Here is a 20790-nt window from a genome sequence, read left to right as displayed (position 1 = left end):
GTGCAAGGTCCGAGGCGCTGCGGCGGCTGGCCGCGTACACGAGCGATCTGGTGGCGGCCAAGCGCGCGACGCCGGGAGAGGATGTGATCAGCGCGCTCACCACCGCGGCGGACGAGCACGGGCGGCTGACCGAGACGGAAGTGCTGTCGATGATCTTTCTGCTGCTCGTCGCCGGCTACGAGACCACGGTCGGCCTCATCGGACTGGGCGCCTATACGCTGCTGCGCCACCCGGACCAGCTCGAGCTGCTGCGCGAGCGGCCGGAACTGCTCGACGTGGCGCTGGAGGAGCTGCTGCGCCATGACAGCCCCGTCGAACTGGCCACGTGGAGGTTCGCGGTGGAGCCGATGGAGATCGGCGGGGAACGCGTGCCGGCCTGGCGGCCGATCCTGGTGGCGCTGGGCGCGGCGAACCGGGACCCCGAACGGTTCCCCGCGGCCGGCGGGCTGGACATCACCCGCGCGGACAACGCCCATCTGAGCTTCGGCCACGGCCCGCACTACTGCCTGGGCGCCATGCTCGCCCGCGTCGTGGGCCGGGCCGCCCTGGAGGCGATCGTCCGCCGCCTGCCCGGCCTCGCCCTGGCCGTGCCCCCCGAACGGCTGCGCTGGCGCTCCAGCCTGACCGTCCGCGGGCCGATCCACCTCCCCGTGACCTTCACGACCGCCGGCTAGACCCGTTTGCCGCACCTCACCGCCGCCGACCTGCGCCGATCAGTCACAGTGGTAAGGCTGCCATGGAGTCTGACCTGCGACGATGCGGCGCGTGCCGGAAACGGGGCCAGAGGCGGTCGGCCACACGGGTGACCCCAGGGCCGCGGACGCCGCGGTCAGAGGTCGTGACCGGGTCGTGAGGTCGAGGGCAGAGACCGTGACACGGTCGCGGAGCCGAGGGCAGCGGCCGTGACACGGTCGCGGAGCCGAGGGCAGCGGCCGTGACACGGGTCGTGAGTCGAGGGCGGCAGCGGCCGGGAGGTCGCTGTCAGAGGCCGCAGAGTTCGTCGAGGGACTTGGCTTCGCCCTTTTGGCTGTTGCGGGTGGGGGTCTGCTTCGGGGCCGCGGTGCGGGTGTTCGAGGGGGAGGAGGTGATGCTCGGGGAGGCGGTCACGTTCGCCGTCTTGGCCCGCGCCGGTCGTCCCGAGTCGCTGATCGCCTTCTTGGTGGCCTGGCGGATCTTCGCCCAGTCCGCGTTGCCCGGCCAGAAGTCCGGCGGCACGAACTGCAGGCTCGTGATCTTGGCGTCCTTGACCTTGAGCGCCAGTTGCACCACCGGCTGCACCAGCGGATACGGAATGTTCGTATCGGCCATCTGCTTGGCCGCGCCGGCGATCTTGCGGAAGTTGGTCAGGATCACGGTGGGCGTGGCCTGCTGGGCGAAGGCGCCGATGACGCAGCGCTGGCGGGCCATGCGGGAGAAGTCATCGCTGTTCACCCGGGAACGGCCGTACCAGAGCGCCTCCTCGCCGGACAGCTTCTGGTAGCCGGCCTTGATCGTGCCCGCCGTGCCGTAGTGGCCGCCCCACTTGATGTCCTGCTCGACCCGGATCTTGAGGCCGCCGATGGCGTCGACGAGGCCCGCGAACCCGTACATGTTCATCATGGCGTAGTAGTCGATCTTGAGGCCGAGCGTCTGGCTGACGGCTTCCATCAGCGCGCGCGGGCCCCTGTTCTTGCCGCCCATGAGCTCCGGGTGGTCGTTGCCGTACTGCCAGACCTCGTTGAGCAGGCCGCCGTTGGGCAACTCGGCCATGAAGCCGCTCGGGAACTGCTTGTGCAGCGGTGAGGAGGCGGGGAAGCGCACGTGCTGGAGGTTGCGCGGCAGGCTGATCAGCACCGTGGCGCCGGTCTTGACGTTGATGCTGGCCACGTTGATGCTGTCGGTACGCACGCCGGTGCGGTTGCTCGCGTAGTCGCCGCCGAGCAGCAGGAAGTTCACCCGGTCCTTGCCGTGCCAGGGATCCTCGGAGTTCTGGGCGACCTGCGGCGTGTCCGGGTCGCCCGGCGACGAGAAGATGTTCTGGAACGCGTCCCGCGTGGTCACGACGACCTCGGCGGCGTACGCGAACGGCGACATGACGGCCACGCACAACACGCCGACCACGATGCCGGTCACCATCTGGCCCTGCTGGTTCAGCCGGTTGGGGCCGAGCGCCACGTACGACGTCACCAGCAACGCGAACCAGGCCAGCGCGAGCACAGAGGCGGCGGCGATGATCGTCACCAGCCACCCGTCGGCGATGAACATCGACATGTCCGACAGGTCGCGTGTCAGCGCGAAGGCCAGGGCGCCGAGCAGCAGCACCGCGTACACGCTGATCAGCGCCAGCCCGGTACGGCGATGCCCGGCCCGCAGGTGAGCGGCGCCGGGCAGGATGGCGGACAAGGCGGTCCACCCGAGGACGGAGGCGGTCGTCAGCGGCTTGGCGAACCGCGGCAGCGTGAGGCGGAAGCCCGGGCGGGAAGCCGGGCGCGGCCGGCGAGGTGGACGCCGTTTCCTGCCTCCCGGCACGGTGTCGACCCCATCCCGATTGCTCACACCGGCTCCTTCACACCTCTACCAGGCAAAACCTTGACTTGCCCCCCTTTGGGGACAAGATTGCCAGGATTCTAGTCCCCATACCGGGACATGGGAGACATGTGCCCAACCTGAGATGAACACCACGTTTACGCCGGGCCGTATTCGGCGGGCCTGCGGGAAGGGCCCGCGCCGGGCGTCAGGAGGTGTTCGCGGAGGACGCCATCCAGGTGTTGCACTGGTACGCCTTGTTCTTCTCCCAGCCCTGCCGGAACCACCGGTTGTTGTTCACGGGCTTGCCGTGGTCGCGCGGATAGCCGGGATAGTCGCCCACCTGGCCGTAGAACCAGAACAGCCGGCTCCGGTTGGACGTGCTGACCGGATACGACGTCGCCACCGACCGCATCCACATGCCGCCGAAGCAGGTGGCCTGCAGCTCCAGTCGCCTGCTGAGCGCCAGCTTGGTGTTCTGGCTGGAGGTGTCGAGCGTGCTGCTCCACCAGGAGTCCATCAGGCCGGTGACGTTCTGGACGTGGTGGCCGTACTCGTGGGCCATCATGCTGATGATGCCGCCGTGCCAGGCGATGATCTGGCCGTACCCGCGGGCGTTGCCGTTGCCCTTGGCCATGGCCGAGGTGGAGGCGTAGATCGTGCTGTTGCTCGGGCAGTAGTACGGCACCATGCTCCCCGGCGACGGGTAGTCGCCGCACGCGCCCCTGCCGCTCCCGGACGCGATGGCGTACTTGGGCGCCCTGAACTGGATGCCCTGCTTCTCCAGGATCGGCTGCCACGCCTGGTTCATGCACTTTCCGGTCTTCAGGATCAGCGCCTTGAGCTGGCTGTGGCTGAAGATGCTGGCGCCGCCCGCCCGGCAGTTGAGCCTGGGCAGCGTGCCGGCCTTGTACATGGTGTTGTTCTTCAGGCTCCGGTTGACCTGGACCGGCGGCTTGACGGTCGTGTCTGGCTCCTCCGCGTCGTCGTCCGACGGCTCGTCGGAGGGCTCCTCCGAGGGCTCGTCCGACGGCGTCTCTGCAGGCTCGTCGTCGTCATCGTCGGTGGCCCGCTCGGACGGCTCGTAGCTGGGGATCGCGACCGGGTTGGACGTGTCCGAACTGGTCGCCTCGCGGAAGAGAGCCCCCGCGACGACGATCATCACGACCAGCGCGGCCAGGCTCCCGAACACGATGCCGAGCACCCCGATGACGCCCATGCCCGACTTCCTGCGCGGCGGCTGGTGCTGCCACTGCCGCGGCGGCATCGGCGGCGGGGGAGGCGGCGGCTGCCGGTGATGCCCGCGGGGCGGCGGCGGGTACTGGGGACCCCCGGGCGGATAGCCGGGACCCGGCTGTGGGCCCCGGGGCGGGTACTGCGGGTGAGGCCGCCCATGCGGAGGGGGCGGCGGCCCCTGCGGCCCCGGCGGGAACGCGTGTCCGCCGCCGCCCTGCGGCTGCGGCTGGCGACGGCCAGGCGGCGGCCAGGGCAACGAGGGTGGCCGCTGTGGCTGCCCTGGCCCTTGTGGCGGGGGTGGATACTGCCCGTTCCCTGTCACCGTGTCTCCCCGTTCACCCGGATGTCTGCAATGGATGGTTTTGCGCCGCGACTTGGCGGACCTTTGCCAAATTTGGGGCAAAAGCATACTGATTTATCACCCGTCACGGATGTAGCAGCGCTCGGTTACGGTCCGAAATCATTCGAGGTGATCTCCGCTATCTTTCGGTCCCGACGGCGGGCGGTGTCCTAGCTTCGTTGGCATGAATCTCCAGCAGCTCCGCTATGTGGTCGCGACTGCGGAGCACCGCACCATGACCGACGCGGCAAGATCGCTCTACATCGCGCAGCCTGCGCTTTCCCGCGCGATCCGCGATCTGGAGCGGGAGCTCGGCATGACGCTCTTCGCTCGTTCAGGCCGTGGCGTGGTCGTCACCGCGCAGGGCCGCCGGGTGGTCAAGCTGGCGAGGGAGGCACTCGACGCCGTACACGAGATCGAGGGCCTCGCCAACCACAGCGGCGTCACCGAGGTCGAGCTCCGCATAGCAGCCACGCCCACCCTCGAACCCGGTCTCGCGGGACGGCTCCTGCCGGCCTACGCGGCCGAGCACCCGGGTGTACGCGTGCACATCGTCCGCTGCGACGGCCGTGACGGCGTCGTCAGCGCCATCCGGGATCAGCGAGCCGATCTCGGGCTCACCGATCTCCCCGTGCCCACCGATCTCATCACCCATCCGCTCGAGCGCCAGGAGATCGTGCTGATCTCACCGCCCGGGCTCGACCTGCCCAATCCGGTGCCGATGGGCAAGCTGCACGGCATGCGCCTGGCACTGCCCGCCCGCGGCAGCATGCGTCGCAGGGAGCTGGACGCCATGTTCGGCAAGTACGCGGTGACCCCGGTCGTCGTGCTCGAAACCGACGAGCGCAACGGCTGGCTCAACGCGGTACGCGCCGGCCAGGCGTCGCTGCTCTGGTATCGCGGCATGGCCGAACAGGCCGCTCGCGCGGGGCTGGTGGTGCGCTCGCTCGAACCGGCGGTGCGCCGCGTCATAGCCGTCATCCACGCCCGGCGCCGCCTGCCGCTCATCGCCCAGGACTTCCTGGCGACCGCAGAAAAGGGGACAGCCGCCTGACCACATAGGAACGATCCATTCCCCCCGCTGCGCACGATCCGACCGCCATTCTGATCAGGCCATCTGATCGGCCCCGGCGAAGACGCCGTGGCCCCTCAACGGGACACCGGAAGCCTCACCACGGCCCGCAGCCCAGGTGAGGCGTCCTCCAGGCACACCGTGCCACCGTGAGCCCGTACGGTCTCCCGCACGATGGCCAGTCCGAGCCCCGCTCCGCCCTCGTCCCTGCTGCGCCCGGAGTCGAGCCTGGTGAAGCGGTTGAACACCCGCTCGCGGTCATGTTCAGGAATGCCGGGCCCGTCGTCGGTCACGGTCAGGACGCCGTCCGCGGTCAGCGCCACCTCCACCTTGGAGGCGGTGTGGCGTACCGCGTTGTCCATGAGGTTCGTCAGCACCCGGCTCAGGTCCAGCGCGTCGCCGCGGACCAGGACCGGGTCGCAGACCGTCAGGCGGGCCTCGCCGTACCTCTCGACGGTCTGGCGCACCACGTCGTCGAGGTCGACCGGCTCGCGCCTGGCCGGGACTCCGCCGCGCTCGTCGAGGCGGGCCAGCGCGAGCAGGTCCTCGGCGAGCCGTGACAACCGCATCGTGTCCTCGAGCACGCCCTCGGCGGTGTCCGGCCAGTCCTGCCCATCGGGATGGCCGAGCGCCACCTCCAGCTGCAGCCTGATGCTGGCGAGCGGGCTGCGCAGCTCGTGCGCGGCGTCGGAGACCAGCGCCCGCTGCCGCTGCTCGGCCTCCTCCAGCCGGGCCAGCATGTCGTTGAGCGTGGTGGCCAGCGAGTGCACCTCGTCACGTGACTGCGGCACCGGCAGGCGGCGCGACCTGGCCGTGTGCGTGATGTCGGCCGCGCCCCTGCGCAGCGCCGTGATCGGGCGCAGCGTGCGGCCGATCATCAGCCAGCTCGCCACCGCCAGCAGCACGATCAGCGCGGGCGTGCCCACCAGCAGCACCCGTCCCGCCGTGCCGAGGCTGGTCTGGATCTCGCCGACGGGTCTGGCCGCCACCACGGTCTGCCCGCGGTCCGCCCTGAGCACGACCACGCGCAGCGGCCCGGGAATCGCGTACGGCCGTCCGTCCAGGAACGTGGCCGTCCCCTCGCCGAGCACCTTCTCCCTGGCCCGCTCGTCCAGCAGCGGCACCAGCCGGTCGGCGCCGTACGTGACGTGCGTGATCCGCCCGTCGGCGGCGATGACCTGCACGATCGTGCCGTCGTGAGTGGTGATCGGGCTGGTCAGCGTGCCCGCGTCGGCCGCCACGCGGACGGTCTGCGCCTGGTGCCTGGTGCTCTCGTCCACCGTGTCGATCAGCGCCCGGTCCAGGACGCTGAGCAGCACCGACGCGGACAGCGCGAGGGCCAGCGCGAGCACCGCGGCGGCCGCCACCGTGAGCCTGAACCGCAGCCCCTGCCGCCGCCACCAGACCAGCGGGGAGTCAGCCACCGTCGCCCGCCAGCCGGTAGCCCGCGCCGCGCACGGTCTGCAGCGCGTTCCTGCCGAACGGCACGTCGATCTTGCGGCGCAGGTAGCCGACGTACACCTCGACCACGTTCGGGTCGGTGTCGTAGGTGTCCCACACGTGCTCCAGGATCTCCGACTTCGACACGACCTCGTCCCGCCGCCGCAGCAGGTACTCCAGCAGCGCGAACTCCCTCGGCGTCAGCTCGATCGGGCTCTCCTCCCGCGTCACCCTGCGCCGGGCCGGATCCAGCGACAGGTCGCCCGCGGCCAGCACCGCCGGCCGCCGCCCCGCGTCGCGCCGCAGCAGCGCCCGCAACCTGGCCACCAGCACCACGTACGAGAACGGCTTCGTCAGATAGTCGTCGGCCCCCAGGTCGAGCCCGTCGGCCATGTCGTATTCGCCGTCCTTGGCGGACAGCATGAGGATCGGCACCCAGTTCTCCTCGGCGCGCAGCCGCTTGCACACGTTGTAGCCCGACAATCTGGGCAACATGATGTCCAGCACCACGACGTCGTAGTCGCCGTGCCTGGCCGCGTGCAGCCCCTCCTCGCCGTCGTGGGCGAGGTCCACGGCGAAACCCTCGGCCTGGAGTCCCCGCTGCAGCGCCGCGGCCATCCGCCGCTCGTCCTCGACGACAAGTACTCTCATATGGCAATTCTCCTGTTCCCGCCCTGAGACGACGCTGAGAAGACTGAGAGCCGTCTCAGACAGTCTCAGGTTCGCCTAAGGATGCATGACGCAGGCTCTGGACATCGACATACCGTTAAGGAGTGAGATGCGCAGAGGCACGTTCGTGAGGTGGGGGGTCCCGATCGCCGCCGCAGCCGTGATCGGCGGCGCGATCGGCGCCGGCCCCGTCATCGCCGCGGTGAGCGGCGAGCCCGTGCTGCCTGAGCGCTCGGCCGAGCAACTGCTCGCCGACGCCATGGCGGCCACCAAGGACGGCGGCCTGCCGCCGATGTCCGGCACCGTGCAGCAGACGGCGTCGCTCGGCCTGCCGTCGCTGCCCATGGGCGGCCCGGCGACCGGTGCCGGGTCGCCGATCAGCCTGCTGTCCGGCTCGCACGAGGTGAAGGTCTGGTACGGCGCCGCCGACAAGCTGCGGGTGGCCATGCCGACCCAGCTGAACGAGACCAACCTGATCCTGAACGGCCGCGAGGCCTGGTTCTGGGACAGCTCCACCAACACCGCGACCAAGATGACCATCAAGGCGGGCGAGGCGGGCATCGGCAAGGAGCACACCATGCCGACCCCGCAGCCGTCCGACCTGACGCCGCAGCAGGCGGCGCAGCGGCTGCTGACCGGCGTGGACGAGCACACCACCGTCCGCGTCGTCAACACGGCCGAGGTGGCGGGCCGCCCGGTCTACCAGCTCGTGCTGACGCCCAAGGACGAGGGCTCACTGGTGCAGGAGGTACGCATCGCGCTCGACGGCGAGACGTACGTCCCGCTCCAGGTGCAGGTCTTCGCCAAGGGATCGGCGGAGCCGGCGTTCCAGACCGGGTTCACGCAGGTGACGTTCACGCCGCCGGCGGCCGAGAACTTCGTCTTCACCCCGCCCGCGGGCGCGAAGGTCGAGGAGAAGACGCTCGGCGCGGTTCGGCGGCCGGACGAGGCCGAGCGGCACCGCGAGGAGGCCAAGGACGCGGCGAAGGACGTCAAGGTGGTCGGCGACGGGTGGGCGAGCGTCGCGGTCCTGCCGTACTCGGCGGCGGACCTGGCCGCCAAGCCCGCCGAGACTCCCGAGGGCGCCGGCGAGTTCGGCGGCGACGGCGACCCCGCCGCGCTGATCGACAGCGTGCTCAAGTCCGCCACCCCGGTGAGCGGCACGTGGGGCTCAGGCAAGCTGATCAGGACCAAGCTCGTCACCGCCCTGCTGACCGACGACGGCCGCCTTCTGGTCGGCGCGGTCACGCCGGAGGAGATCACCAAGGCGGCGGACATCAAGTGACCGCCGTCACTCAGGAAGCGGGGGCGCCCTTCGGGGCGGCCCCGCCCCCGGCGGACGCCGCCGGGGACGCCGCGATCGTCACGAGCGGCCTGACCAAGCGGTTCCGCGGCGGCCAGATCGCCGTGGACACGCTGGACCTGGCCGTCCCCCGCGGTTCGGTGTTCGGCTTCCTGGGCCCGAACGGCTCGGGCAAGACCACCACGATCCGCATGCTGCTCGGCCTGGTCGCGCCCACGACCGGGGAATACTCCGTGCTCGGGCTCCCGCCGGCGCACGCCCTGCCGCGGGTGGGGGCGCTGGTCGAGGGGCCGGCCTTCTACCCGTACCTGTCGGGCACGGCCAACCTCATGCGCTTCGACGCCGCCGACCCGACCGCCGTACGCGGCACCGCGGGGCGGCGCGTCGCCGACGCCCTCGAACGCGTCGGGCTGTCGGCGGCCGCGGGCAAGCGCTACCGCAACTACTCGCTCGGCATGCGCCAGCGTCTGGCCATCGCGGCCGCCCTGACGCAGCCGCGCGAGCTGCTCATCCTGGACGAGCCGACCAACGGGCTCGACCCGCAGGGCACCCGGGAGGTCCGCACGCTGGTCAAGGAGATCGCCGCCGACGGCACCACGGTGTTCGTCTCGTCCCACCTCCTGGCCGAGGTGGAGCAGATGTGCACGCACGCGGCGATCATGCGTACCGGGCGGCTGGTGGCGCAGGGCACGATCGCCTCGCTGAGCAGCGGGCTCGTCACCCGCGTCCGGGTGGAGACGCCCGACGTGGCCGACGCCGCGCGGGTGCTCGGCACGCTCGGCCTGTCCGACGTGCGCCCCTCGGACGGGGCGGTCACGGCGGAGCTGGGCGGGCACGCGCCCGAGGCGGTCAACGCCGCGCTCGTGGGGGAGGGCGTCGCCGTACGCGGGCTGGCCGTCGTACGGCCGAGTCTGGAGGACGTGTTCGTCGGACTGACCGGGGAGGGTTTCGATGTCGACGGCTGAGACTTCGATCGCGACGGGCGGGCCTCCGGCCCCGGCCTCGGAGGTTCCCGGGGTGCCGGGCACGGAGAGCGGGGCGCGGCGGACCCCGGGGCTCGTGCCGGTCGCGGAGACCAGGCGCAGCACCGAACGTCAGGTGTCCCAGCCGCCCGCGGAGCCGGCGTCCGGGCCGCTGCCCGTACGGGCCGGGTGGACGTTCTGGCGGCTGCTCGGCTCCGAGCTGGGCCTGACGTTCCGCCGGCCGCGCAATCTGGTGATGCTCGCCGTGCTGGCGGCCGTCCCGGCCCTCGTCGGCGTCGCGTTGCGGCTCGTGGCCGCGGAGGCCGGGGACATGGGCGGGATGGTCGAGGCCGTGGCGGGCAACAGCCTCATGCTGACGTTCGTGTCGTTCTCGTTCCTCGTGCTGCTGTTGATGCCGGTCGCCGTCAGCGTCGTCGCGGGCGACTCGATCGCGGGAGAGGCGGGCACGGGGACGCTGCGCTACCTCCTGGCCGCCCCCGCAGGGCGCACCCGCCTGCTCCTCGTCAAATACCTCAACGCGGCCGTCTTCGCGTACGCGGTCACCGCAGTGGTCGCGTTGTCCGCGCTGGTCACGGGCCTGATCCTGTTCCCGGCAGGTCCCGTGACCCTCCTGTCGGGCACCACCATCTCGATGACGGAGGGCCTGCTGCGCATCCTCATCGCCGTCGGCTACGTCGGGACGGCCATGGCGGCGCTGGCGGCGATCGGGCTGGCCCTGTCGACGTTCACCGAAGTGTCCATCGGGGCCGTCGCCGCCGCCATGGTGCTGGTCATCGTCTGCCAGGTGCTCCGTGCGATCCCGGAGCTCAGCGCGATCACGCCGTACCTGCTGCCGACCTGGTTCACGAACTTCGACGCGGTCCTGCGCAGTCCGATCGACACGGCCGCGCTGCGGGACGGCCTGCTCGCCTTCGGCGCCTACATCGCCTTGTTCGGCTCGATCGCCTGGGCCCGCTTCTCTGGCAAGGACATCACGTCCTGACGCGGGCGGCCGGGGCGCTCGGGTCCTGCGCCCCGGCCGCGTCCGGGATGGTCGGGTCAGGCGGAGCGGCGGCGCAGGCCGAGGGCGCCGAGCACGGCCCCGATGACGCCGACCACCAGCCCGGCCCCGCCGAGCAGCCGCGCGGTGCCGTCGGACGACGACTCGGCCGCCACGGGGGCCACCGAGGGTGAGGCCGCGGCCGGCGCGGCGGCGGGGGAGGCCGAGGGCGCGGTGGTGGTGGCGGCGGCAGGGACCAGTTTGAGCGCCGGAGCCGGGTGCTCGGCCTCCGTGCCGTCCGCCTTGGGCGCGTCGGCCCACTTCACCACCTCACCGCCGGAGTACTCCTGCGTCGTCGGGAACAGCAGCGTGTCCGTGTCCTTGGGCAGCTGCCCCATGGACACCTCGAACTCCTGGAACTGTCCGGGCTTGATCTCGCCCCCGGACCAGACGACCTTGGTGACGGCCTCCTCGAGGTCGCCGTACTCGGTCTTGACCGGCGCGGGCAGCTTGCCCTCGGTGACCTTGACGTCCCACCCGGGCACGGGCTTGACCGTCACGAACGCCAGCGGGTGGTCGGTGGGGAAGGCGACCTCGACCTTGACGGTCGAGGCGTCGTCGCGCTCGTTGGGCACGCGGAAGGCGACCTTGGTGAACGCGCCCTGCTCGGCGCTGCCCGGCTGGATGGTGACGTGGGCCAGCGCGGGCAGGGCCAGGCCGGCGGTGAGAGCGGTGGCGGCGGCGAGCACGGTCGCGGCACGGCGTACGAAGGACATGGGTGATCTCCACTTGGCGGAAGGAAAAGAATGAAGGGGTGTCAGACGGTCAGGCGGGAAGTGGAGGACCACGCCTGGCCAGGCAGTGCCGGAATCCCGGCTGGAGCGGGACGACTCGCGCGAACACCACCGGTGCGCAGGCCCGCACGGCCGGCACGGCGACCGGCCGCAGCAGCAGGAGCAGGCGGCGGCCGAGCAGGCGCAGCAGCGACCACAGGGCGGCCTCGCCGCGGGCCAGCCACAGACCGGTGATCAGCGAGGCCGTCAGGTGGGTGAGCAGCATGCCCGCGTCGACGGCCAGGCCGCCTTGGCCGTGCGCGTGCACCGAGACGTAGGCCGCGCCGTCACCCGCGAACAGCTCGTGCAGCCCGAGCTGCGCCCCGGCCAGCGCGACGTTGATCGTCACGGCCGAGCGCTCCCTGCCGCACAGCGCCAGGCCCAGCGCGGACACCCCGGCGACCCCGAGCCCCGCCGCCCACGGCTCCGGCCGTCCGCCGCCGCCCAGCACGTGGGCGAGGGCGGCGAGAGCCACACAGACGGCCGAGAAGGCGGCCGTCCGCGCGAGTCTCATGGGGAGTTGCGCATACATGGGTGTGCCTCATGGTCTCACGGGGCAGGGGTCTGAGGAGACCTCGCGGACAAATGCCATTTATCTCGCTAGGGTCGTGCCACCACGTTGACTAGAGGTGAGAACGTTGCGGCACTTAGCTGGATTTGTCATCGGGCTTGTGGTCACGGTCGCCGTGCTTGGAGGCGGTGGCTGGGCTGTCCAACAGGCATTCGGCAGTGTGGCGGCGACCCCACCGGACAGCCAGAGCATGTGGATAGCCCTCGGCGCGATGGCCGCGGTCGGACTCGTCGTCGGGCTGGTGGTGGCGGGCCGGGTTTCGCCGCTGGCGACGTTCGTGCCGTCGATGGTCATGTTGGCCTGGACGGTCACGTACGCGCTCGACATGAACCGGGCCCTTTCCCTCATCCCGTCCGAGCCATCGGTGAACCAGATCATCAGGGACGCCGGCTGGGGCAGCAGGGCCATGCTGACCACAGGCGTGTTCGCCCTGCTCGGAGTGGCCCTGTTCATCCCCGTGCTGATGCCGTCGCGCTGGGCGCGCCGGCGCGACGACCTGGACGAGGACTACGAGGCCACCCCGGAGGGCAGCTACTACTGACCCGAGGTGGCCGTGTAGAGCCGGGTGACGACGTCCTCGATCGTGGACTGGTCGGGCGCGGTGGCCATCAGGTCGTCCAGCGTCCCGTCGAACGCCAGCCGCCCGTGGTCGATGACCATCACCCGGCGGCACAGGCGTTCGATGTCGCCGAGGTCGTGCGTGGTCAGCAGCACGGTCGTGCCCTGCTCGGCGTTGACCCGCCGCAGGAACGACCGGATGCCGGCCTTGCTGACCACGTCGAGCCCGATCGTCGGCTCGTCGAGCACCAGCACGTCGGGCGCGTGCAGCAGCGCCGCGGCGAGGTCGCCGCGCATGCGCTGGCCCAGGCTGAGCTGGCGCACCGGCGTGCGCAGGAACGCGCTCAGGTCGAGCGTCTCGGTCAGCTCGTCCAGCCGGGTTCTGAACGTGGCCCGCTCCACCTTGTACAGCAGCCTGATCAGCTCGAAGCTGTCGGCCAGCGGCAGGTCCCACCACAGTGTCGTACGCTGCCCGAACACCACTCCGATCCGCCGCGCCAGCGTGGTGCGCCGCCGCGACGGGTCGAGCCCGGCCACCCGCACCCGGCCGGAGGTGGGCGTGAGGATGCCGCACAACATCTTGATCGTGGTGGACTTGCCCGCGCCGTTCGGCCCGAGGTAGCCGACGAACTCTCCCGCCGGCACGGTGAACGACAGGTCCCGCACGGCGTGGACGACGTTCCTCCGCACCTTGAACGAGCGTCCCGCCCGGTCGACTTCGATCATTGTCAACTCCCTGTCGATCGGTAGTGCCTGATGCCCTGCCGCCAGGCCAGCGCCGCCAGCACGGCCAGCACCAGCGCGGCGGCCGGTCCGAGGAACCGGGTGAACTCCGGCGTGCCGAACGGATCGTCCCTGCCCAGCACGTACAGGCCGGGCTGCCAGTTGACGAAGGCCAGCGGCAGGACGTATGTCACGCCGCTGACCAGGTCGCGGGCGTAGATGCTGAACGGGTACTGGGTGAGCTGCTGGCTGCCGTAGGTGAAGGCGTTGCCCACCTCGGGCGCGTCGGTCAGCACGAACTGCAGCGCGCCCGCCAGGGTCCACAACGACGCGAAGATGACGATCCCGGTGACCACCATGACGGGGACCATCCACATGCGCCGCGCGTCGAGGTCCAGCGCGGTGAGGGCGTAGCCGAGCATGACGCCGGCCAGCGCGATGCGCCCCACCCGGTTGGCGTTGAAGCGGTCGGTGGCGAGCTGGATCCACGCGCCCGCCGGCCTGATCAGGAACGTGTCCAGCGTGCCCGCCTTGATGTGCCCGCTGATCCGGTCGATGTTGCTGACGAACGTGTCGCAGATGGTGAACGACACGCTCGCGGCGCCGTACAGGAAGAGGACCTCCTCGCGGGAGAACCCGGCGAGGGTGGTGGTGTTGGCGAAGACGATCAGGATCACCGCGACGTCGAGCCCTGCCGTGACGAAGCCGAGCACGATCATCAGCGCGAACGAGGCCGGATACGCCGCCGCGGCGCGGGTCCAGGTCCAGGCCAGCAGGAAGTACGTCCTAACCACCCTGGATCACCACCTTGTGGCGGATCGCCCTGGTGCCGAGCGCGCCGAGCCCCAGCAGGACCACCGCCCAGAACGCCTGGAACGCGAGTGTCTCCAGCACCGGCACCTTGCCGAGGTAGAGGTCGGTGGCCGACTGGACCATGGCCGCGAACGGCAGCGACCTCGCGAAGTCGCCGAACCAGCCGGGGAAGAGGTGCAGGGGCAGCAGCATCCCGCTGAAGAAGGTCGTCATGACCATCGACAGGATCGCCACGCCGCGGTCGTCGACGAGCCAGCAGACCGACAGCGCCACGAGATAGCGCCAGCCGAAGCTGACCACGACGGCGATCGCGAAGCCGGTCAGGAACGCCAGCCACCGGCCGGGTTCGCCGGGGACGACGATGTCGAAGAGCACCAGGCCGAGCAGCATCGGCGGGATGCCGCGGACCAGGAACAGGTAGGCGGCCCTGCCCACGTCCTCGGCCAGCGACCACAGCTGCAGCGAGGCCGGGCGGATCAGGTCGAGCGCGATGTCGCCGCTGCGGATGCGCTCGGGCATGGTGAGCCCGCCGCCGAACAGCTGCATCGGCCCGATGAACGCCTGGGTGATGAAGCAGAAGGTGACGGCGTCGATCACGTCGTAGCCGGCCAGCCCGGGGCGGGCCTGCCACAGCGCGATGAGGATGTAGGCACGCAGGACGCCGAACACGCTGTTGGTGAACGCGCCGGCGACCGCGGCCCAGACATAGGTGGCGTGTTTGCGGAAACCGTACCGGACGAGCCGGGCATAGAGCGGTATGGTTTTGCACCTCCGGAGTGTGATGACACGGTGACCAGCCGTGTCCGGACCCGAGCACGGGTCTGCCGATGGAAAGCATGGAATTATCCGTCGCCGTTCGGCGGTTCGCAACGGGATTAACGCCCCGCCGGGGTGGCCCAGGGCGTTCGCGCAGGTAATGGGGTGGCCGGGTAACCGGTCAGATGTGACGGCGCGTTACAGTATCGAAATATCCGTGTAAGAGACGAGATACTTACTGGCCGGTAGGGCGGCGGCGTTCGGGGAAGGAGACTACTCGGAGGGCCGATATGCGGATCGACAGGGACATCGTTCCTGAATACCCCTTGAGCTGGCAGGCCCGTGCACTCACCGGACTCATGCGAGGCACGTTGAAGCCTGCTTCCAGCGTGTTGCTCCGTCATCCCCTGGCACTGGCCGGGGTGGCGCGGCTGGGGGAGGTCGCGCGGATGGTACGTGTACCGCAGCCGCCGACCGTCGCGATCGGGCAGGCCGCCTTCAACTCGTGCGGCGGCGAGTGGGTCCGCGGTGGTGAGGAGGTCGACGAGGGCAAGGTGCTGCTGTACTTCCACGGCGGCGGCTACTTCTGGTGTTCGCCGTGCACGCACCGGCCGATCACCTGGCGCCTGTCCGTGGCGGCCCGGCGGCCGGTCCTCGCCCTCGACTACCGGCAGGGGCCCGTGCACACGCTGGCCGACTCGCTGGCCGACGCGCTGGAGGCGTACGGCTGCCTGCTGGAGCGCGGGCACGCGCCCGGGGATGTGATCTTCGGGGGAGACTCCGCCGGCGGGCATCTGACGCTGGCCGCCCTGCTGGCGCTGCGGGACCGGGGGCTGCCGCTGCCGGCCGCGGCGATCTGCCTGTCGCCGTGGGCGGACCTGACCGACTTCCCGCGCCGGGCCAACCGATGGCAGGACCCGTTACTGCCGGCGAGCAGGGTGCGATGGCTGGCGCGACGGTGGACCTCCGGGCTCGACCCTAACGATCCGCTCGTCTCGCCGGTGCTGGGGGACTTCACGGGGCTCCCCCCGCTCATGATCCTCACCGGATCGACCGAGGTGCTGCGGGACGAGGCGCGGCGCGTGTCCGAACGCGCGCGGCTCGGCGGCGTGCCGGTCTGGTACGAGGAATGGCGGCGCATGCCGCACGTCTTCCCGATCCTGGCGGACGTGCTGCCGGAGGCGCGGCTGGCCTTCCGGCACATGGCGCAGTTCCTGGGCGCGGTACGCGCACGGCATACGTCGAAGGGCGACTCTGCCGCGGCCTGACCTTTTCCTGTCCCTTCGCGTACGCTGGCAGCCAAGGGGAGTATAAGGTTAGGTATACCTAAGTTTTCTGCAGGGGGGCTCATTCGATGGCTGACAAGCCCGTGGATCATCATCGCGGCGTCGTTCTCCGGACCGAGCGGATCTCGCGGAACATGGTCCGCGTCGTGGTCGGCGGCGACGGGCTGGCCGGCTTCGCCACCTCCGGCATGACCGACCACTACGTGAAGCTCGTCTTCCCGTACGACGGCGTCCGCTATCCCGAGCCGTTCAGCGTGAAGACCTGCAGGGAGACCATGCCGCGCGAGGTGTGGCCGCGCCTGCGGACCTACACGGTACGCGCCTGGGACCCCGATGCCCGCGAGCTGACGCTCGACTTCGTGGTGCACGGCGACAGCGGCGTGGCCGGGCCGTGGGCCGAGCGGGCCGTGCCCGGTGACGTCCTGCTCATGCTCGGCCCGGGCGGCGGCTACGCGCCCGACGACGCGGCGGACTGGCATCTCCTCGTGGGCGACGAGAGCGCGCTGCCGGCCATTGCCGCCTCGGCCGAGGCGCTGCCCGAGGGCGTGCCCGCGCACGTGCTGGTGGAGGTGGACGGGCCCGAGGACGAGCTCAAGATCGACACGTCCGTGCCGATCACGTGGGTGTACCGGAACGGCCGTCCCGTCGGCGAGGCGCTGGTGGCTTCGGTGCGCGAGCTGGAGTTCCCCGAGGGGGACGTGTACGCGTTCGTGCACGGGGAGGCCGGCTTCGTGAAGGAGTTGCGCCGCCATCTGCGGGTCGAGCGGGGGATCAGCCTGGATCGCCTGTCCATCTCCGGATACTGGCGCGTCGGGGTGGACGACGAGGCTTGGCGGGCGGTCAAGCGCGACTGGAACCGGCGGGTCGAGGCCGAAGAGGCGGCCGCGATCGCCTCCTGAGCGGCGTTCACCGCCGGCTGGGCGGTTCTCCCCGCTTCCTGGGCGGTTCTCGCCGCTTCCTGAGCGGCTCTCCCTGCCTCTGAGGGGCTCTCCCCGCCAGGCGCGAAACGCCACTTCAAGCCATCCGGCAACACCGCTTACTCACTCTGCGGTTATGACCGCCTTACCTCTAATACCCCTTATGTAAGACATGCGGAAAGCCTCCGCGGATCCGGCGACAGTGTGCTGTGCCGAGTCCCGGACAGGAGAGGCGAACCGGATGGCGCGTGGGGGAAGCGACATGCCTTCTGGCGTGCGACCGCTTACGGTGGGCGACCCGGTCATCATCGGGCGGTACCTGCTCCTCGGCCGCCTGGGCACGGGCGGGATGGGAGTGGTGTACCTGGCCGAACACCCTCAGGGCGGCCTGGTCGCGCTCAAAACACCACATGCGGTGCATCTCAACGATGCCACGTTACGCGCGCGCTTCGCTGAGGAAGTGGCTTTCTCGCGCAGATTGGTGCCGTTCTGCACGGCGGCGGTCATCGAGGACGGCACCGACGAGGACCGGCCCTACCTGGTCACCGAGTACATCCCCGGCCCGGCGCTGTCCCAGGTCGTCAGGGCGAGGGGACCGCTCACGCCCGACCTCGCGTACGGGGTGGCGCTGGGGGTGGCCGCCGCGCTGGTGGCGGTCCACGAGGCCGGACTGGTGCACAGGGACCTGAAACCGGGCAACGTGCTGCTGTCCCCGCGCGGTCCGCGCGTGATCGACTTCGGCATCGCCCGCGACGTCGACACGCTCGGCGCGCACACCCAGGCCGGTCAGGTCATGGGCAGTCCCGGCTGGGTGGCCCCGGAACGCTTGACGGGCGGGACCGCGATGCCCGCGTCGGACGTGTTCGCGTGGGGCTGTCTGGTGGCGTTCGCGGCGTCCGGGCACCATCCGTTCGGCGGTGGGGAGCACGACGCGCTGACCCGGCGCATCCTGTTCGAACCGCCGCGCCTGGAGGGCGTGCCCGCCCTGCTCAGACCGGCCGTCGAGGCGGCGCTGGCCAAGGAGCCCATCGACCGTCCCAAGGCCGCCGACCTGCTGCGCGTGCTGCTGGGCGCCGGTGGCGTCGGCGATCCGTGGGATCTGCGGCAGGCGGTGTCCGGGGTGCTCGCCGCGATCTGGAGCCCCGTGCCGTACCCGCCCGGAGGGGGGCGGGTACGGCACGCGTCCACCCCCGGCTGGGAGAACTCCGCTCCCGGCCCCCCGTACGCTGCCGCGGAAACCACGAACGCGCCCGCCACCGCCGCTCGTGGTGCCGGACCCGATGGAGACGGGCAGGGTGCCGAGCCCGGCGGCGCCGCCCGTGGTCCGGGGTTCGGCGGTGATGAGTGTGGTGCGGGGTCTGGCAGTGATGATTCTGTTGCGGGGCCTGCTGACGATGGGTGGGGTGGTGATGATGGGCAGGGTGCTGATGCGGGAGGCGATTACGGTGGTAGGCGGGGGAGTAGGGCGAAGGCGGGGGCGCATCTGTCGCATGCCACGTTCGCGGCGCTGGCCACGGTGTCGATCGCGGCGATCACGGTGATCGCGGCGGCGGGCGGGGACGGCATGCGGTCCGGCGGCGGCTCGGAGTTGCCCGGCAACCCGCCTGCCGTCCAGTTCCAGGGGAGCGCCGGCTCCACCGTGCGTCCGAGGGCCACGTCCACGGGCGGCCTCCCGCCGACGCGGGTCGCCACGGCGGCGCCCGCCAAGGCCACACCCACGATCTTCATCACGCCCACCCGCACGATGGGCCCGCCCAGCGTCCTGAGCCCCTCACCCGCCCATCGGGTCACCCATCGCCCGGCTGGCACCGCCGGACCATCCAACACCGGCAGAGCGTCCAACACCGCCGCACCGGGCGACCCGGGCGGCCCCGATCCCGGCGAGTGCGCGAACCCCGCGGGCAGGAGGCGAGGCGACGCGGTCCGGCGCGACTGCCCGCGACCCTCGGGCTCGATCACCACCATTCCCCAGGACGGTCCCGGCGAGTCACCGGGCACCTCCCCATCGATCTCCGAGACCCCAACCGCGACGGCGACGTCCACCGGCACCACCTCGTGAGCCCGCCGGAAGCGGCATGAAGAGGGCCCCGCTTACCGACGACCGCGCCGCCGACCGCGACCGCGACCGCGCCGCCGACCGCGACCGCGACCGCGCCCCGACCGACACCGCCTCGTGAGTCCGCCCTGTGCGGCATGAAGGGGCTCCGCCCTGCGAGACCCCGACCGTGACGGCCACCGGCGCGCGTGAGTTCGTCCGGGGCGGCATGAACAGGGCCGCGCCAGCGCTGGGGGAGAACTGGCGCGGCCCGTCGCCGGAGAACCGTCCCATGCCCTGGACGTGCCGGCGAGTTGTTGGGACCTAGAACTGCTCCTCTTCGGTGGAGCCGTGCAGCGCGGTCGTCGAGGAGCCGGGCGCCACGGCCGTGCTGACCAGGTCGAAGTAGCCGGTTCCTGCCTCGCGCTGGTGCCGGGTGGCGGTGTAGCCGCGCGACTCGGCCGCGAACTCCGCCTCCTGCAGCTCCACGTACGCCGGCATGCCGTCCGTGGCGTACCCCTGGGCCAGGTTGAACATGGAGTGGTTGAGCGAGTGGAACCCGGCGAGGGTGATGAACTGGAACTTGTACCCCATGTGCCCCAGCTCCCGCTGGAACTTGGCGATCGTGGAGTCGTCCAGGTGCTTCTTCCAGTTGAACGACGGCGAGCAGTTGTAGGCGAGCAGCTGATCCGGATACTCGGCCTTGATCGCCTCGGCGAACTCGCGGGCCACGTCCAGGTCGGGCGTGCCGGTCTCCATCCAGAGCAGGTCGGAGTACGGCGCGTACGCCAGGCCGCGGGCGATGCACGCCTCGATGCCGTTCCTGACCCGGTAGAAGCCCTCGGCGGTGCGCTCGCCGGTGGTGAAGAGCTGGTCGCGCGGGTCCACGTCGCTGGTCAGGAGCGTCGCGGCCTGGGCGTCGGTCCGCGCGATGATCAGGGAGTGGACGCCGGCGATGTCCGCGGCGAGGCGGGCGGCGTTGAGCGTCCTGATGTGCTGGCCGGTCGGGATCAGCACCTTGCCGCCCAGGTGGCCGCACTTCTTCTCGGAGGCCAGCTGGTCCTCCCAGTGCACGCCCGCGGCGCCGGCCGCGATCATGCCCTTCATGAGCTCGAACGCGTTCAGCACCCCGCCGAACCCCGCCTCGGCGTCGGCCACGATCGGCGCCAGCCAGTGCGGGCTCGGCACGCCCTCCGACCATGTGATCTGGTCGGCGCGCAGCAGCGCGTTGTTGATGCGGCGCACGACGGCGGGCACGGAGTTGGCCGGATACAGGCTCTGGTCCGGGTACGTGTGCCCGCCCAGGTTCGCGTCCGCGGCGACCTGCCAGCCGGACAGGTAGATCGCCTTCAGGCCCGCCTTCACCTGCTGCACGGCCTGGTTGCCGGTCAGCGCGCCGAGGGAGGCGACGTAGTCCTCGGTGTGCAGCAGGTTCCACAGCCGCTCGGCGCCCAGCCGGGCCAGCGTGTGCTCCTCCTGGACGCTGCCACGCAACCTGATCACGTCTTCGGCGCCGTACGTGCGCTCGACACCCTCCCAGCGAGGGTCGTCGTCCCACTCGTCCCGCAGCTGCTCAGCAGCTCCCTTGAGGCGATCGTTCATGGTTCGCTCCTTCGTCGTCCCCTGGGCTCATGGCGAGTTTCTGCCCTGGGGGGCCGGGTCAATAGCCCGCCGGAGAGCGAAGAACGGCAGAAATTTTCTTTATGGGCACTACTGGCAGGTATTCAGCGGCGAAGAAATCTCGAGTTTTCCTGTTGGACTAGACCATCCC

General features: G+C 70.9%; 19 protein-coding genes. 9 read left to right on the top strand and 10 right to left on the bottom strand.

What is annotated here, in order from left to right; genetic code table 11:
- A partial coding sequence (locus ITP53_RS41340) for a cytochrome P450 (protein WP_195900923.1) occupies positions 1-674 on the top strand: 674 nt, incomplete at its 5' end.
- A gap of 307 nt (positions 675-981) precedes the next feature.
- On the opposite strand, the gene ITP53_RS41335 is transcribed toward ITP53_RS41340, so the two are convergent.
- Both ITP53_RS41335 and ITP53_RS41330 read right to left on the bottom strand, forming a co-directional pair.
- Positions 982-2535, bottom strand: a complete 1554-nt coding sequence (locus ITP53_RS41335) for an LCP family protein (RefSeq protein WP_195900922.1) — start codon at positions 2533-2535, stop codon at positions 982-984.
- 178 nt (positions 2536-2713) lie between these two features.
- Complete coding sequence (locus tag ITP53_RS41330; RefSeq protein ID WP_195900921.1) at positions 2714-3772, bottom strand: neutral zinc metallopeptidase; 1059 nt, start codon at positions 3770-3772, stop codon at positions 2714-2716.
- 493 nt (positions 3773-4265) lie between these two features.
- Here ITP53_RS41330 and ITP53_RS41325 point away from each other — a divergent pair, with 493 nt between their 5' ends.
- Positions 4266-5135: a LysR family transcriptional regulator gene (locus ITP53_RS41325; protein WP_195900920.1), complete on the top strand. Its 870-nt coding sequence runs from the start codon at positions 4266-4268 to the stop codon at positions 5133-5135.
- Between the two features lie 95 nt (positions 5136-5230).
- Here ITP53_RS41325 and ITP53_RS41320 read toward each other — a convergent pair whose 3' ends face one another.
- Both ITP53_RS41320 and ITP53_RS41315 read right to left on the bottom strand, forming a co-directional pair.
- Positions 5231-6577, bottom strand: a complete 1347-nt coding sequence (locus ITP53_RS41320; RefSeq protein WP_195900919.1) for a sensor histidine kinase — start codon at positions 6575-6577, stop codon at positions 5231-5233.
- Entirely contained in the window at positions 6570-7244 is a 675-nt protein-coding gene (locus tag ITP53_RS41315; RefSeq protein WP_195900918.1) for a response regulator transcription factor, read from the bottom strand. Before ITP53_RS41315 ends, ITP53_RS41320 begins: the two co-directional genes overlap by 8 nt.
- 127 nt (positions 7245-7371) lie before the next feature.
- Between ITP53_RS41315 and ITP53_RS41310 the strand changes: the two genes are divergently transcribed.
- From ITP53_RS41310 to ITP53_RS41300, 3 genes are read left to right on the top strand one after another with little or no spacing between them, the layout of a single operon-like run.
- Entirely contained in the window at positions 7372-8547 is a 1176-nt protein-coding gene (locus ITP53_RS41310; protein WP_195900917.1) for a LolA family protein, read from the top strand.
- Positions 8544-9530 (top strand): ABC transporter ATP-binding protein, encoded by a 987-nt coding sequence (locus ITP53_RS41305; RefSeq protein WP_195900916.1) that lies wholly within the window; start codon positions 8544-8546, stop codon positions 9528-9530. Before ITP53_RS41310 ends, ITP53_RS41305 begins: the two co-directional genes overlap by 4 nt.
- Positions 9517-10530: an ABC transporter permease gene (locus ITP53_RS41300; RefSeq protein ID WP_195900915.1), complete on the top strand. Its 1014-nt coding sequence runs from the start codon at positions 9517-9519 to the stop codon at positions 10528-10530. Before ITP53_RS41305 ends, ITP53_RS41300 begins: the two co-directional genes overlap by 14 nt.
- Positions 10531-10586: 56 nt before the next feature.
- Here the strand turns inward: ITP53_RS41300 and ITP53_RS41295 are convergent, their stop codons facing one another.
- Both ITP53_RS41295 and ITP53_RS41290 read right to left on the bottom strand, forming a co-directional pair.
- Complete coding sequence (locus tag ITP53_RS41295; protein WP_195900914.1) at positions 10587-11303, bottom strand: YcnI family copper-binding membrane protein; 717 nt, start codon at positions 11301-11303, stop codon at positions 10587-10589.
- Positions 11304-11352: 49 nt separating this feature from the next.
- Positions 11353-11874, bottom strand: coding sequence for an MFS transporter (locus tag ITP53_RS41290; RefSeq protein ID WP_195900913.1), 522 nt, complete (start codon positions 11872-11874; stop codon positions 11353-11355).
- Positions 11875-12091: 217 nt separating this feature from the next.
- On the opposite strand from ITP53_RS41290, the gene ITP53_RS41285 reads away from it, so the two are divergent.
- Entirely contained in the window at positions 12092-12472 is a 381-nt protein-coding gene (locus tag ITP53_RS41285) for a hypothetical protein (protein ID WP_328817427.1), read from the top strand.
- Here the strand turns inward: ITP53_RS41285 and ITP53_RS41280 are convergent.
- The 3 genes from ITP53_RS41280 to ITP53_RS41270 are packed head-to-tail and all read right to left on the bottom strand — an operon-like array spanning position 12466 to position 14694.
- On the bottom strand, positions 12466-13215 hold the full coding sequence (locus ITP53_RS41280; RefSeq protein WP_195900911.1) for an ABC transporter ATP-binding protein: 750 nt from the start codon (positions 13213-13215) through the stop codon (positions 12466-12468). The two genes, ITP53_RS41285 and ITP53_RS41280, sit on opposite strands and share 7 nt — an antisense overlap.
- Positions 13216-13217: 2 nt before the next feature.
- Complete coding sequence (locus tag ITP53_RS41275; protein ID WP_195900910.1) at positions 13218-14006, bottom strand: ABC transporter permease; 789 nt, start codon at positions 14004-14006, stop codon at positions 13218-13220.
- Positions 13999-14694 carry an ABC transporter permease gene (locus ITP53_RS41270; protein ID WP_328817425.1) on the bottom strand — a complete coding sequence of 232 codons (696 nt, stop codon included), beginning with the start codon at positions 14692-14694 and terminating at the stop codon, positions 13999-14001. The genes ITP53_RS41275 and ITP53_RS41270 overlap by 8 nt, the downstream gene beginning before the upstream one ends.
- Before the next feature lie 476 nt (positions 14695-15170).
- Between ITP53_RS41270 and ITP53_RS41265 the strand changes: the two genes are divergently transcribed.
- The 3 genes from ITP53_RS41265 (at position 15171) to ITP53_RS59740 (ending at position 19043) form a co-directional block, all read left to right on the top strand.
- Entirely contained in the window at positions 15171-16049 is an 879-nt protein-coding gene (locus ITP53_RS41265; RefSeq protein ID WP_328817423.1) for an alpha/beta hydrolase fold domain-containing protein, read from the top strand.
- 86 nt (positions 16050-16135) lie between these two features.
- A complete protein-coding gene (locus ITP53_RS41260) occupies positions 16136-16966 on the top strand; it encodes a siderophore-interacting protein (RefSeq protein ID WP_195900909.1) in 831 nt (276 codons plus the stop codon).
- Positions 16967-17258: 292 nt separating this feature from the next.
- Complete coding sequence (locus ITP53_RS59740) at positions 17259-19043, top strand: serine/threonine-protein kinase (protein WP_195900908.1); 1785 nt, start codon at positions 17259-17261, stop codon at positions 19041-19043.
- A 300-nt stretch (positions 19044-19343) separates the two neighbouring features.
- Here ITP53_RS59740 and aceA read toward each other — a convergent pair whose 3' ends face one another.
- The gene (aceA, locus tag ITP53_RS41250; RefSeq protein ID WP_195900907.1) at positions 19344-20621 is read right to left on the bottom strand and encodes an isocitrate lyase; all 1278 of its coding nucleotides are present in this window, start codon (positions 20619-20621) and stop codon (positions 19344-19346) included.
- Between the last annotated feature and the right edge of the window lie 169 nt (positions 20622-20790).

This window comes from Nonomuraea cypriaca, from assembly GCF_015645445.1.
In the GTDB taxonomy this organism is placed as follows: domain Bacteria; phylum Actinomycetota; class Actinomycetes; order Streptosporangiales; family Streptosporangiaceae; genus Nonomuraea; species Nonomuraea cypriaca.
Note: the sequence above shows the minus strand (reverse complement) of the source record. Positions and strands in the feature narration are given on the sequence as shown.